Source organism: Jatrophihabitans sp. (assembly GCF_035474675.1).
Lineage (GTDB): Bacteria > Actinomycetota > Actinomycetes > Mycobacteriales > Jatrophihabitantaceae > Jatrophihabitans_A.
Genome location: NZ_DATINC010000063.1, coordinates 77,040 through 89,849, shown reverse-complemented (window position 1 = coordinate 89,849; position 12,810 = coordinate 77,040). Strand labels below are relative to the sequence as shown.

The window sequence follows — 12,810 nt, the reverse complement described above, 5'->3', positions numbered from 1 at the left end:
GGCCGCCTAGCCACTGTCTCGTGCAGGGCGGTCTGGAATCCATCTGTGGCGACCTGTCGTGGCGAGGTCGTTGTATCGGTCTCGGGGCGACGTCTTTGTACTCGCCATCACGAGCCGCGGTATTTCCTGCTCTGGCTGCATCTCAAGGACAATCGTGTACTCGAGGTCTGGGCCCACAAAGGTGTGGGTCCAGGTGGTGTGCTCCCGCCGCCACACCCGTCGGCTCGGACGCTCGTAAGTCGTCGTTCGCTCCTGAGACACCAGAATCAGGTTATCCGTTGAGAGGTTGGACGCGTACCTCTTGGCGAACGATTCAGCCTCGTCGGAAGTGAGCTGGAAGGTTAGGGCAGGTTTCGCCGAAACTCTCAGCCGATGAAGGGCAGCGACGACGTAGGCAGCAAGGACGCCGTCCGCCACCCCAGCGAGGTTAAGCGCTATCTCTTCTACTGCGCCGCTTGCACCTTTGATACCGCTGATGCTTCGTGACCTCCTGAGACGTTCAAACTCCTGGAGCAGGTCGTCGTCCTCATCCTCAAGTACCTGCCGTCTGGCAAGTTGGTCTTCAATGACTCCGTCCGACTCAATGTCATAAAAGTGAGGATCCAGCACTCCAAGCTCAAGGAGCTTGTCCACTAGACGCTTGACCGACTCTTTCCAAGCTTTCTCGGCAAGTTCGCTGCAAGCCAGGAAGAGTTCCAGTTCTGTCTGCCTGGGGGAGGTCCACATCATGGAGTAGACGGCGTTCAGCCACACGCCAGCATCATCCCAACCTGTAGGGCGGTCAGGACGTGATACGTGGTCAGGCCATGCGTGATCAGAAGTTCTTTCGTTGAAGGCGTGCTCCATTTTCTGAGCCCATGCCTCGAAGTTCGATCCGATCTCGAGGCGTAGAGCCTCGATAGCGCGATCGTCTGACATTCTGCCTCCTGTTTCGGTATGGACTGGCGGAGTGGCGCACTAAACCTACGACGTAACGCTGGAATCGATGATCAGGCGGCCAATGCTAAGGCTTTCTCGTTCTAACCTCGTTAAGATATACTCCCCATCCACCTTCCCGTGCACTGACAAGGACTAGTGGGATATGGGTATGACCGTACCGTTGACTGTTAACCTCCTAGCTGACACGGATGAGATCTTCTCATTGCTGACGTGGCTCAGGGAAGATTCCGCTGTGTCCCCGCACGTTAAGACTCATTCATCCTCAGGGCTTCGCCGCGGCGAACTGGGATCTCCGATCAACCAAATTGTGGTGTCGCTCTCTGCAAGTGGAACACTTGCAGCCTTCTCAGCATGTCTAAAGGCTTGGTTCAAGACTCGCAAATCGGATGTTCAAGTTACGATCACGCATGAGACCACGTCCATAAGTCTGAATGCTACTAATATCAGCAACGTCACAGCCTGGCTTGAAAACCTTACCCGTAAATGACAACACCTTGGTCAGGCTTCACTAATTCTCGCGCTATACTTCTGGGCGTCAGCAAGTATGCTGACCCCCTTTTTGAGGATATACCAGCAGCAGCGAATAGTATCGAAACGTTCCAAACCACGCTTGAAAATGGAGCAATCTGCGCCTGGCCCTCAAGCGCAGTGCTTACTGTAAATAATCCAGCAAATGTAGATGCCGCTACAAGAGCGGTCAAGACTCAAGCTGAGCTAGCGACCGATACGTTCCTCTTTTATTTCGTCGGTCACGGTATACTTTCCGAACGCGGCGAGCTAGGACTGGTACTTCGGAATACAAGCGCGGATAGGCCATACTACACAGCTCTGCCTTGGAGTTGGGTTGCCGAGATCATCCGCAGTAGTCCTGCAGTGCGGAAGGTCGTAATACTGGACTGTTGCTATGCGGGTCAGGCCATTGAGGCATTGAACGGCCCAGAACTAGCCGATCTCACCTATATCCGAGGGGCTTATACACTAACAGCGACCCATCGGAACATTACTGCTCATGCACCCGTAGGGCGCACAGATAAGTGCACGACCTTTACTGGCGAATTAGTTGATTTGCTGCGCACAGGCATCCCAGGCGCAGGAGCATACCTCACATTAGGAGATATTTTCCCTGTGCTGACTAGGCAGATGCGTAGCCTGGGTATGCCACTGCCAAACCAGCGGAGTGTCGAATCCGCCGATCGGCTTATCTTCGCTAAAAATGCGGCGGTTGACGAACACGGTGCCGCAACTATTAACCTCCTCCGCCATAGAGCCGAGGATTCTAAAGCGAGGGTGTCGCCCCATTCAGTAAAGGCCCATAGTCTCCCTACGAGAAAAGCCTTAGTTGCACGTATTTCAAATACTAGGAGGATATTCCGTAGGCCCGCCATCTATACGCCGCGGCTGAAATGGCCACTGCTCCCCATCGCCTTAGGACTTGTTTCAGTACTGACTGCAGGAAGTGTAGGGAGAGCACCTATAGATCTCCGCCGGCTTCAGCCTAGCCCTTTTACCAGTGATCATAAGATGACTTCACCGAATGCTGACCAGCGATCACCGACTCTCTCGTCGTCGAGTTCTAAGCCCGTGGGCGACCCTATATACGAGGCATCCTCGATCGGTATGGCAGCATCACCGCGTGATATGACCCTATCTCGCCGAAATACTGAAGCATACATAGAGACTATTGATGATAGAGGGAGATGCCATGTTGCGATTGTCGATCTCGAAAGCGCCACTGTTGTTAAGGATATTCCCTTAGATTTCCCAGCCATAGGCAACCTAGTACTTTCATCTGACGAAAGACGACTGTACGCGCCTACTGCTTCCGGAGTAAAGGTGATCGATACTGCCCGCAGAACGATCGTAAAGACGCTTAAAGCAGACGGCGACTACGGCTTTACCGCCTTTTTGACACCGAGAGGCGATTTGCTTTGGGTGGCTTACGCTGACCATATCGCGGCCATCCAGCTCTCGACCGGATCGATCGCCTACCGCATTACCCTTACTGGTGCTACCTCCGATAGTCCCGATATTACATTCTCAGCTGATGGAAGAACCGCTTATGCTTTGCAAATTGACACCATCAACATTATTGATGTCGCAACACATAAGGTGAGTCGACATTTTAAGTACCTGGCGGGCCTCTCAATTATGGCAAATGGACCTGTCATCTACGTTGCTGGCGACAAAGATATGAGGTCGCATGACGCTCGGGTGGCCACTGTTGACCCAAACACTGGCAAGATACTGCACTCGGAGACGTTCTACGGTAGGGGCCGTCACCTAGCCCTCAGTCCCGATAAGCGGCGTCTTTACGTCACTAATCCTGATGGATATTCAATCGAGGTTTTCGATACTGCTACAGGGCGGCCTGTGCATACTATTGCGGTTGACGGAGGCTTTCCCTGGGATCTCGCGATTTCAGCTGATGGATCGACACTTTATGTCACGGAAGCCGCAGCGAACGCCCTAACAGTGTTCAAAGCGTAACTATAGAGTGTCCTTGCGCCAATACGGGGGTTCGCCCGGTCGCCGAAGTTGACGGCGCAGCAACGGTCAAGCTGGTCGCGCGGCTGCACAGGCAGCTGTCCGGGACGTCGCCTTCACCACAACCCCTCCAGCACTCTCCACCGGCTGGCCAGGCCGCAACAAAACGGGCCCGGTCACCAGACAGAACCCGTCAAGATCACCAGGTTGCGGCTGGTTGAAGCGCGACCGGACGCTACGCCACCGGGTCCTCTGTGGTCCGGGCCATGTGTAGCCATCCTCGTCTAACGGGTTCTCCTAGGGCCGCAAACCGTTAGGGTCTTCTTCATGACCGATCAGGAGAAGTCACACGACACGCCCATCCTTCTGAACCTCGCACCGAGCGATCAGAACAGGGAGAGTGTCGCTGTCCATATACACACGAAACACGGTCGGACGGTAGGCCGTCAGCTTATGGACGAGTTCGAAACGCAACAAGTTGAGGTGCAGTTTGGAGGTTACGCGCAGGATGTCACGCACACGGTCATCACCGTCGTGTCGGCGGCAGGTGGATTAGCCGGCGCAGCAGCCGCGCTAAACAGCTTCTTTCAGCGGAATAGCCACCGACGGATCACCGTGAAAACTCCGAACCGAGAAGTATCGATCGAAGGCTTCTCACTAGCAGATACCGAAACGCTCCTCAAGGAAGCGCTGATGGACTAGGCGCAACAACTGGACCGCCCATCGTCGTGACTCGTGGTGTCGGCACGGTATCTTGGCTCAAGCGAGGCGCGCGCAGAGCGCTGCTTAATCGGGACATTGCCTACCCGAGATCCTTCCATCTGCTCCACCTATGGCGGCCGAGCGCCTGCGCGTAACGACCGGTTAAGGCGCGGGATCGGCCACAGGTCAAGCTGGAGCAGGAGCTCGCGGGGCTGGCAAGTTTGAAAGAGCCATCTTGGCTCTCCCAGATGTGCACCTGAGAGAGCTACTTTCAAACATAACACCAATTATACACCAGGCCTTAGCGGCCAGCGAAGCCCGGCCTTCCCGCACTGAATGGGTTGGGAGTCGAGGGCCGGTTCAGTTTCGGCCCAACCGCAAGCTGCAGCCCACTGAGATCGCTGCCCTGGTGAAGTCCTACCGCACTGGCACCTCGATCAAGGCGCTCGGCCGGCGGTTCGGGCTACATGAGCAGACGGTGCGGGCCCACTTGGAGCGGGCCGGCGCCGAGCTGCGGCCGCAGCTGGTGCTGACGGCAGACCAAGTGGAGGAGATCGCCGAGTGCTACCGGGCCGGTGCCTCGCTGCGGCAACTGGGCCTGCAGTACCACGTCGCCAACAACAGCATCCGGAACTATCTGCTCCGCGTCGGCGTAGAGCTGCGGCCTGCCCGCCGGCTGCCACAGCGAGTTGCAATGGGTGAGCAACCGGGCAGCTAGGCCGCCTGGTCAGCGGATGGGTCCGCCCTGCTCATCCGAAGTGCTATCGGTCGGTGATCGGCACCTCCTCAAACATGAGGTTGAGCAGCTCAGCACGCGCCTCATCTTCTGTGTCACCGTCAGCCTGGAACTTCTGGGTTGTTCCCTGCTTCCATGCCTGTGCGAGGAATTGCCGCTTAAAACGAGGGTCAGGTGGGCCTGCAGGGACAGGCCGGTGAACCTGGAAAGTCCAGTTGCGCTGCTCGAAGGCAGCCTGCTCTGCATCGAGGTCGTGCTCGATGCCACTTCCATCTATGAAATTCGTCACGGCTGAGAGACTAGTTCGATCTGCTAGGTCCGGCCACTCTTAGCAAGGGGAATGCTGCGTAGAGCCAGCAGCAATTCATAACACCCAAAAGGTTTTCAACCATAAAGATGACCAGCCTATTGATCTCATGTCGCCGACTTGTATCGTTGACACCCCCGCTCAAACTTGTTTGGCAGCGGCCGTGAAGTCTTCATGAAGAATCATGACTACTGGTGCGTCGATGACCGATCGAGCCACGGAATATGCTTGGCTCATTGGTAGACCGCTTGCCAAGAGCGTATAAAAAATTTTGCTCCAGCCCTCCCAATCACGTGTGGACAGCGTTTCGGTAGCCGCAACCATATTCGTTCGACCGGCGATTTCCGCCGCCATACTGGCAGAACTACAGGAGGCGAGAACTATTAAGCTGAGGTTGGACTGGCGTGCCAGTTCAGCAAGTCCGGCAGCTGACAGCTCCCGATCAGGAAAAGTGATATCGCCGGTTCGCCCGACAGGAGAAGACAGCTGCAAGACGTCAAAGCGAGATGCGAGGAGGGTGTCTGTCAGTTCGGCAGCGGTGGGGCTATGCAATTTTGTCACAAGTGCTGCGGGCCAAACCCCTTCAATGATTTCTGCGTCCAAGTCATCCCCGGGACCGCAGCCAAGCGTAACAAGTACTTTAGGTCGTTCCAGAGATTTTAATGGTACATCTCCTGTATTGGGCTCAACGAGAGCACGGCTGTCACCCCTTCTAATGTCAACGCTCACCACCGTGTGCGCTTCGCCGTAGAGCGCGCGCGGGCGCCAGAGGGAGATACCAGCCACTAGGAGGATGAGTCCAATCAGAGCCGCGACCATACCGATGACTAGAATTGTCCGGTCGATCCCATCTGTGGCTGCAGTTGCGACACTCAGGATGGCTTCAGCCACTAGAACCACCAGTGCGTAGAAGCCAAGTGGCGTCTTGACTGCCTCGATGATGGAAGCGCGACGGACAGCTCCTTCACTGCCCTCGCCCGTGGCGTCACCCATGTGACCCTCGAAACGACCTCATTGCCGTCAACATAGGCACATTCTCCTCCAAGCGGGCGCTATAGTGGGCCAAATATCCGTCTTAGTGGGTACTCATCGGTGAGCCTGATTTCCAACCTGAACCCGTTGTCGCGAAGTGCCTGGCGACCCAAGACTCCGACATCGCTTACCTCTGCGAACGGAGATTCGCTCCAGTTAAGAATCAGATATACCTGAAAGAAACACCGCGCGGTGGTTGAGTCGTCAATTGAGATGATCCAGTCTCTCGCGAGCGGCAACACCGTGACATCTGTCCGCCCGCCCCCAGTGGCGATCCTCATGCTCAGAAGGGGTGTTTCATCTGCACCCTTTACTAGGTCATGACTCTCGAACCATTCATAGCTTGCAAACGAAAGCTGGCTCCCCGTATCAAGAATCATGGGCACGTTCACGCCCTCGGCGAAAAGTGTTAACCCGAACGCTTCGTCCGGCCCTGCAGCTGCAGATTCCTCAACACTACCTGCGGTGGTGGCTCCGACCTTCATCCGATCAGCCTGGTCCGACGCCAACATGGTTTCTACGCGCGCTCGGTCTGCCATCCAGGCGCTCACCGCAGCGGCCCCCTCGGGCGCCCAGCCTCTAACAATAGCGCGAAGAGTCCTGGGTGACGGCAGGCGTTCTCCCTTGAACGCGGCATATAGCGTTGCGCGGCTGACGTTGTACCTCTTCGCAACTTGATCCATCGTTAGTGGTTCGCGTTGAGATTCTTCTTGATCTGCAGGCGGAATCACTGCGCTATCGCGCAAGTTCCGAAGCCGCACCGCAAACTGCACGACCAGATCAGGGTCACTCGCCATAGGCCCCTCTGCATCCATCATTTCCGAGGCTTAGTCCAATCGAGTCCAAGTTCGTCTAGATGAGTCTAAGTCGGTTGGTTTTGACGTGCCGGTCACGTTCGCTTAGGTAAACCGCGAAGAAAGGGAGCAAGTCATGCCATGGGATAAGCAGGGGGAAGGCCGCCTTGAGCGATGGATACCGCTCATCTCCATCCTCGTCAACGTGCTGCGTCTGATCGTCGAGTTGCTCGATGGCAGTAATCGCTGGTAACTCTGGTACGAAGGAGCGTCTGTTAGCACGGGCCCTCCAGGCTGAAACAGTGTTGATCACGCACGTGGACTGCAGGCATGTACACACGTATGACGCTGTGGAGTGCAGCCGAGGAGAGCGCACTTGCTTGGTTCGAAAGAGCAACCTCGGGTCTATCAAATGTGCACCTGAGAGAGCTGCTTTCAAACGTAACGCCTCTCTTACAGCGGGCCATGGCAGCCAGTGGAGCCAGGCCTTCCCAGGCTAGGCCTGCCGAGGTTCGACACCTAATCCAGTTCCGACCGAACCACAAGCTGCAACCAGCCGAGGTCACCGCGTTGGTGAAGTCCTACCGCTCGGGCGCCTCGATCAAGGCGCTGGGCCGACAGTTCGAACTGCACGAGCAGACGGTGCGAGCGCACCTAGAGCATGCAGGCGTTGAGCTGCGGCCGCAGCAGGTACTCACGGCTAGCCAAGTGGTGGAGATCGTAGAGCTGTACCAGGCCGGCGCCTCGCTGCGGCAGCTGGGGCTGCAGTACAACGTCGCCAACAACAGCATCCGGAACTACTTGCTCCGTGTTGGGATGGAGCTGCGGCCTGCCCGTCGGCTACCACGCCATATCGCAGCTGGCTGAAGTAATTTAGCCCGTGGGTTAGTGGGCTGAAAGCTAGCTAATTGCTTCAGGCTTTTATTCATCGTCCCTCCGCGGGGGAAGGTCATTGAGCTCGGCTCTGATCAGAGTGGTCAGGTTTGCCGCAAGTTGGGCTAAAGTCATGAGCGTGGCATCCACTCCCTGTTTGTTGGACTCGTATAATTCTCTCAACGCGTCGAGGAAGTCTTTGATTTCCGGCCCCGCTTGCTGCTGATTCGACCACACAACGTGGAGGAAACTGATCGTAGCCTGCAGGTTCATATTGAGCTGGTTGGCTGCTTCCATGACTGCGGGTGATGCGTGAGCGACAACCTCATCTTCCATGTCTATGAGTGGCTGTAGCAATTCGACGAACACCTGAGGCTGCGGCACATCCTTATAAGCATGGGAGCTTGCTTGTCGCGTGACCTTGCGTGCAATCGCGAGGAGCCGCACGTAGATTTCTCGGCGCGCATTCCATAAACGATCATCGCTCGCCAGCTGCCGCTGGGTCTGGAAACCCTCGATCGCAATTTCACGCTGAGTCCTGAGCGTTGCCTCGTTAATTCGCTCTTGGCTCTTGAGTGTTTCCTTGGTACTCCTGTCCTGCGCCTCTAGCTGCTTCCGGGTCACTCTTGCCTGCCCGATCAGAGCGACCACTGCAGCAATAATCACTCCTATCGGCACCGCGAACGCAACTTCGGTTGTGGTCAGGTGGAAGTCCGAATGATGACCCCCTGGGATCGCGCTCGTTCCCGAAGGGGAAGGAGGCGGGACCAACAACGAGAGAAGGTGGTGAAGCACGGCGAAAGTTTAGAGCTGAACCACGGACAGCGCCCGCTAGATCAGGACCCGTGGTTTTGTCAGCGCGGACGGCACGCAGCTTCTACTGAGAGCGCTAGCGGGACGAGACAGTGCGGCGCCGGCTTCTCCTCTGCTGTGTGATGGCCATCTTCCGGCTGAGGCGCTGGGGTGCGTGCTCAGCCCCCTGTTTCATGGTTACTTCTTGGTCTCCGGCGGGGATCGGTTGCTTGGCCGAGTCGACGGCTGGCAGAGGTCGCGACCGGAGCTCATAGCTTGCGGTTGGTTTACTTCGGTATGTAGACGCCCATGTTTGCACCAACGCGCGGTAATCAGTTGCAAGTTAAGTGGAGTAGACAGCATCTCCGTAGATCGCATCATGCTGTGCCTTCCGGCAGGAAAGCCGGAAGGATGGCTGACAGACAGCAGCGGCAGCCTAGACCGCGACGCTTCCCAACGCTAAGTCGAACGCTTGTAGTTGCGGCGGTGAGGACGTACTGTCGAAGGGTTCAGGCCTAAGGGAGGAAGACACACATGAATGACGAAATGACCTCAGATGTGAAGCCGTCCGACGTCTCAACTCAACTTGAGCCGATGGACTCAGACCTCGGCCCAGCAGCCGAGCGCACCCTCGGTTCAGGGGGCCGGAACGGCGAGGCTAGTTACCCAAAACCCTAATGGGCCGCAATACATTAAAGGGTGACGTTCGCCGCGCCTTCGGCTATAAGCGCCTTCGCCTCAGTCGGCGATCTCATCATATACGTCGACTTCAGGACGGGACACTTCTTAACTCTCAGCCCAAGCCGGAGTGAGGCCGTCCGGAAGGCAATTCTTCAGGGCTTGGACGAAGACGTCAGAGCACCCATTCGGGATCTATTTGCGGAAGGTCTCCTCTGTGTCTCCGAGCAACAGACTCCGCTAGCGCAAGCCCTGGGCCTAGGTCCGCCTTCGGAGACCAAATGGCGTCCTGCTCTTTCTCTCTGTACCGAAGTGAAGCCTTGCAAGGTCGCCGTTTTGCATGCTTTTTGGTTTATGCGTCACGCAGACAAATTACGGTCCAGCACCTTCGCCTCCACAGTCAGCACTCTACGCGACCCTTCCCGGGGCCAGAGGGCACCTAGGGCGCTAGGTCCGGACGCTGCGCTGACAAAACTATCGGAGCTAGCTGCGGCCCACGTGACGGCCCGGCGTTGGTACCCGCGTCGAGTAGATTGCTTTGTTGGTTCAATCGCCCTGTACTTACACAGCTACCATATCGGTATTCCAGTAAGGCTCGTAATTGGTATACAGAATTACCCCTTTTTTTCCCATGCCTGGGTAGAGATAATCAACGGCACGGGTTCAGAAATAAATGCTGGCGGGGTAGATGTAAGCAATCTAGCGCGGATCCTAGAGGTGCAGGCCGATAGGATATGCTGACACTGCGAGTTTTTGGCCATGTAGGATCACCGTTATCGACGAAGCAATTCGTCAGTAAAGTGCATTCACAGCATCCAGAAGCGTCGGTGGAAGCGTTCACTCGAAATGCAGCGCTATTATTTTTAGGTGAGCCTGCTTGGCCTAAGGGGTGCGCGAATCTACTAAGGGCAGATGAAACCCTTACTTGGCAAATAGGTGCCTCCAGCCCACCAAACGTCCAGCTCGGACGGAGTTCTGGACTTATCGTGCATTTTATGAGACGGCAGTCCATTTTTCAAATCGAGACCCCATTAAATGGCGAGTGGCCAATCTACTGGTTACAAAGAAAGGGTGTTGGCATATCATTCTCAACTACAGTTGCCGACCTGATCTTTGCGACGGGGTACGACAAGTTAGAAGTCAACTGGCAGCTGCTATCGGATTGGATCTCTGGCCAAGAGCCAGCAGACAACACTAGTTTCTTTTATGGGATCAATCGTTTGAGCTTTGGTGTACGAGCCGAGATCCGCGACAGTAGCCTGGTGTCCCGCTCGCCGGGACGTCAGGACGCTCAAAGTAAAGAGCAACCTGATCTCTGGCGCGCTGCGAACGTGGCGACAGCGCTCCGCGACAGCGTCGCACGTATCACGGCCAACGTCGAGCAGGTTGCTATAGACCTCTCCGGCGGCATCGACTCGGCTGCTATCGCTTGGGCTGCAGTTAGCGCTGGTCATACACCGGTAGCGATGCATCTACATGATTCCCAGCATGCCGCAGCAAATGAACTTTTCTATGCCGAAGAAGTGGCGCAAGCACTGGGCATACAGCTTACGGTAATATCCGCGGCTGATGTAGGAATATTGACGCCTAGTAAGGGAAGTGTTTCGCCGCTCAGTCGGCCTCACTTTACTCTGCTTCAAGCTAGGCTCTGTGAGATTCAGAAAGAGACTGCTGGCCAGTACAGTGTTACATTATCGGGTAACGGGGGAGATCAGATCAGCTACGCCCAGCCCGCGGCTCCTAGCTATCTAGTTGACTTACTCCTAAGCCATAGGCCTAAACAGTGGCACAGGGTCGCCCGTGAAGTCAGTGATATCACGGGACAGAATTACAGCTCATTAGTTCGGAGCGCCTACTCCTGGTCTACAGCGCATGCCCGCATGGACGGGTATCCGACATTTCTACCTTCCCGACGCCCACAGCACCCTAACGATGCAAGGTTTGCTAGCCTAAAAGGTAGAGCGCATGGTACCTTCCTGCTGCCTGGTAAGCGCGCCCAGTACCGTGAGGTTGCCGAGGCTCAACGCATAATCGATTACGAGATGCGTCAAGATGAGCTACACGCATTGGCATATCCCATGCTAGCGGAGCCGTTCCTTAGCACCATGTTGCTAGCGCCTACCAAAAGCCTTATCGGATCGGAAGGTGACCGTCTCCTACTTCGCCGCTCGCTTGGTCGCTTTCTACCGGGGAAAGTAGTTAATCGATACGATAAGGCGGATTATACCGGTTCGCATCTTCGAGCCCTAAGGCGCAATTACGGTACGGCCGTCGAACTAGTGTGTGGCGGCCAGCTCGCCGAGATGCGCCTGATAGACGTTTCCCAAGCGAAAACTGAACTAGATCGTGCAGCACTTGGGGATGGCTCCCAATTTTGGCCAATCGCACGGCTGCTCGCGGCTGAAGCATGGCTACAAGTTTGGAGCAAAGCTGTCAAGGTAGACATCCACTAAAGTAACTATGGCATTTAGCGCATGCAACTTGCTTCTGACATCTTCAATATCAATATGCCGCGCGTTTGGACCCATCGAGAGCACGTCAAGCGCTTGGTCTCGTGTAAGCGTAACTTCGTATCTTAAGCGGTTCGACTCAACGCTATGAAAGTACGGACTGAGGCTATTGAGCAAATGCTCGCGTTTATTGCTTTCTTGGCCTACCACTCCAAAAAGCTTCATAACTCCTGCCAAATGATCTTCAGCCGGTGTTACAACCAAAAGGCGCCCAGTATCGCGCATGACTCGCGCTATTTCTATTGCATTCCTAGGCGCAAATACAATAATCCCAACGTCCACGGAGGAACCGACCAGAGGTATCTGCTGCCAAGTATCCATTCGCACCACTAACGTATCGGTAAGTATACGCGCGGCACGCCTGGCTGCATAAATCGAAACATCTCCTAGAATGCTGCTAGGAGTGATGTTCTGACTCTTGAAGCAAAGCCTGAGCGCATCAAGATAGTATCCCGTTCCACCCCCGAGGTCTAGACACACTGGGGTAGGCACGCTTAACGATCTCAGGTGTGGAATCGCGGTACGGCAAATTAGATCTGCGATTGGAGCGTAGGTGCCGCTCGCCAAAAATCGTGCTCTTGCTTCGACCATGGCCAAGGAGTCGCCTTCGGGTCGCTTTCCTGCTTTCAACAGCAAGTCGATGTAGCCTTGTCTGGCAACGTTGAAGGCGTGACTGTTTACACATTTCACCGCGTTATCGTCACGGCGTAGCCCTTCGGCGTGGCACACCGGGCATTTAAGATATTTCAAAGTGTCAGTGTTCATTACGTTCATCATTGTACGCCACGTATTCTGTCGACAAACCGAATCGCATAGGGCCTCACTCATCCTTGTACTTATCCGCCTCCGATTCCGCGCGGGGGTTTTATACAGCATCACCCGTCACCCCTCCCGCGTCGGCATTGATCCGGCCGGTACCAGTCGGCGGTCGCGGGCCCAGCCATTATCACGGCGCTAACCAAG

Annotated in this window: 13 protein-coding genes and 2 pseudogenes; 8 read left to right on the top strand and 7 right to left on the bottom strand. The window is 55.7% G+C overall.

What is annotated here, in order from left to right; translation table 11 throughout:
* Window positions 1-6 precede the first annotated feature (6 nt).
* The gene (locus tag VLJ82_RS07845) at window positions 7-918 is read right to left on the bottom strand and encodes a hypothetical protein (RefSeq protein ID WP_408662774.1); all 912 of its coding nucleotides are present in this window, start codon (window positions 916-918) and stop codon (window positions 7-9) included.
* A 163-nt stretch (window positions 919-1,081) separates the two neighbouring features.
* Here VLJ82_RS07845 and VLJ82_RS07840 point away from each other — a divergent pair, with 163 nt between their 5' ends.
* From VLJ82_RS07840 to VLJ82_RS07820, 5 genes and pseudogenes are all read left to right on the top strand, one after another.
* A complete protein-coding gene (locus VLJ82_RS07840) occupies window positions 1,082-1,426 on the top strand; it encodes an effector-associated constant component EACC1 (protein ID WP_408662773.1) in 345 nt (114 codons plus the stop codon).
* A pseudogene (locus VLJ82_RS07835) lies at window positions 1,423-2,073 on the top strand (caspase family protein); the annotation flags it as partial. The gene VLJ82_RS07840 and the pseudogene VLJ82_RS07835, both read left to right, overlap by 4 nt.
* A gap of 483 nt (window positions 2,074-2,556) precedes the next feature.
* Entirely contained in the window at window positions 2,557-3,426 is an 870-nt protein-coding gene (locus tag VLJ82_RS07830) for a YncE family protein (RefSeq protein ID WP_408662796.1), read from the top strand.
* Window positions 3,427-3,750: 324 nt separating this feature from the next.
* Window positions 3,751-4,125 carry a hypothetical protein gene (locus tag VLJ82_RS07825; RefSeq protein ID WP_408662772.1) on the top strand — a complete coding sequence of 125 codons (375 nt, stop codon included), beginning with the start codon at window positions 3,751-3,753 and terminating at the stop codon, window positions 4,123-4,125.
* A gap of 409 nt (window positions 4,126-4,534) precedes the next feature.
* Window positions 4,535-4,843: a hypothetical protein gene (locus VLJ82_RS07820; protein ID WP_408662771.1), complete on the top strand. Its 309-nt coding sequence runs from the start codon at window positions 4,535-4,537 to the stop codon at window positions 4,841-4,843.
* Between the two features lie 43 nt (window positions 4,844-4,886).
* Here VLJ82_RS07820 and VLJ82_RS07815 read toward each other — a convergent pair whose 3' ends face one another.
* From VLJ82_RS07815 to VLJ82_RS07800, 4 genes and pseudogenes are all read right to left on the bottom strand, one after another.
* Entirely contained in the window at window positions 4,887-5,150 is a 264-nt protein-coding gene (locus VLJ82_RS07815) for a hypothetical protein (protein ID WP_408662770.1), read from the bottom strand.
* Window positions 5,151-5,309: 159 nt separating this feature from the next.
* A complete protein-coding gene (locus VLJ82_RS07810) occupies window positions 5,310-6,161 on the bottom strand; it encodes a hypothetical protein (protein ID WP_408662769.1) in 852 nt (283 codons plus the stop codon).
* Between the two features lie 59 nt (window positions 6,162-6,220).
* Entirely contained in the window at window positions 6,221-6,685 is a 465-nt protein-coding gene (locus VLJ82_RS07805) for a hypothetical protein (protein ID WP_408662795.1), read from the bottom strand.
* A 105-nt stretch (window positions 6,686-6,790) separates the two neighbouring features.
* Window positions 6,791-6,997: pseudogene (locus VLJ82_RS07800) on the bottom strand (helix-turn-helix domain-containing protein); the annotation flags it as partial.
* A 567-nt stretch (window positions 6,998-7,564) separates the two neighbouring features.
* On the opposite strand from VLJ82_RS07800, the gene VLJ82_RS07795 reads away from it, so the two are divergent.
* Window positions 7,565-7,861: a hypothetical protein gene (locus VLJ82_RS07795; protein ID WP_408662768.1), complete on the top strand. Its 297-nt coding sequence runs from the start codon at window positions 7,565-7,567 to the stop codon at window positions 7,859-7,861.
* A gap of 54 nt (window positions 7,862-7,915) precedes the next feature.
* Here the strand turns inward: VLJ82_RS07795 and VLJ82_RS07790 are convergent, their stop codons facing one another.
* Window positions 7,916-8,518, bottom strand: a complete 603-nt coding sequence (locus VLJ82_RS07790; RefSeq protein ID WP_408662767.1) for a hypothetical protein — start codon at window positions 8,516-8,518, stop codon at window positions 7,916-7,918.
* Window positions 8,519-9,691: 1,173 nt separating this feature from the next.
* On the opposite strand from VLJ82_RS07790, the gene VLJ82_RS07785 reads away from it, so the two are divergent.
* Both VLJ82_RS07785 and VLJ82_RS07780 read left to right on the top strand, forming a co-directional pair.
* Window positions 9,692-10,078 carry a lasso peptide biosynthesis B2 protein gene (locus VLJ82_RS07785; RefSeq protein WP_408662794.1) on the top strand — a complete coding sequence of 129 codons (387 nt, stop codon included), beginning with the start codon at window positions 9,692-9,694 and terminating at the stop codon, window positions 10,076-10,078.
* A gap of 254 nt (window positions 10,079-10,332) precedes the next feature.
* Window positions 10,333-11,790, top strand: coding sequence for an asparagine synthase-related protein (locus VLJ82_RS07780; protein WP_408662766.1), 1,458 nt, complete (start codon window positions 10,333-10,335; stop codon window positions 11,788-11,790).
* Here the strand turns inward: VLJ82_RS07780 and VLJ82_RS07775 are convergent.
* The gene (locus VLJ82_RS07775; RefSeq protein WP_408662765.1) at window positions 11,749-12,612 is read right to left on the bottom strand and encodes a putative RNA methyltransferase; all 864 of its coding nucleotides are present in this window, start codon (window positions 12,610-12,612) and stop codon (window positions 11,749-11,751) included. The genes VLJ82_RS07780 and VLJ82_RS07775 overlap by 42 nt on opposite strands.
* Window positions 12,613-12,810: the final 198 nt, after the last annotated feature.

Coding starts and splice junctions, on each gene's coding strand:
- VLJ82_RS07805 (WP_408662795.1), bottom strand. CDS start 6,685: ATGAAGGTCGGAGCCACCACCGCAGGTAGTGTTGAGGAATCTGCAGCT.
- VLJ82_RS07840 (WP_408662773.1), top strand. CDS start 1,082: ATGGGTATGACCGTACCGTTGACTGTTAACCTCCTAGCTGACACGGAT.
- VLJ82_RS07785 (WP_408662794.1), top strand. CDS start 9,692: ATGCGTCACGCAGACAAATTACGGTCCAGCACCTTCGCCTCCACAGTC.
- VLJ82_RS07810 (WP_408662769.1), bottom strand. CDS start 6,161: ATGGGTGACGCCACGGGCGAGGGCAGTGAAGGAGCTGTCCGTCGCGCT.
- VLJ82_RS07830 (WP_408662796.1), top strand. CDS start 2,557: ATGGCAGCATCACCGCGTGATATGACCCTATCTCGCCGAAATACTGAA.
- VLJ82_RS07845 (WP_408662774.1), bottom strand. CDS start 918: ATGTCAGACGATCGCGCTATCGAGGCTCTACGCCTCGAGATCGGATCG.
- VLJ82_RS07825 (WP_408662772.1), top strand. CDS start 3,751: ATGACCGATCAGGAGAAGTCACACGACACGCCCATCCTTCTGAACCTC.
- VLJ82_RS07775 (WP_408662765.1), bottom strand. CDS start 12,612: ATGAACACTGACACTTTGAAATATCTTAAATGCCCGGTGTGCCACGCC.
- VLJ82_RS07780 (WP_408662766.1), top strand. CDS start 10,333: ATGAGACGGCAGTCCATTTTTCAAATCGAGACCCCATTAAATGGCGAG.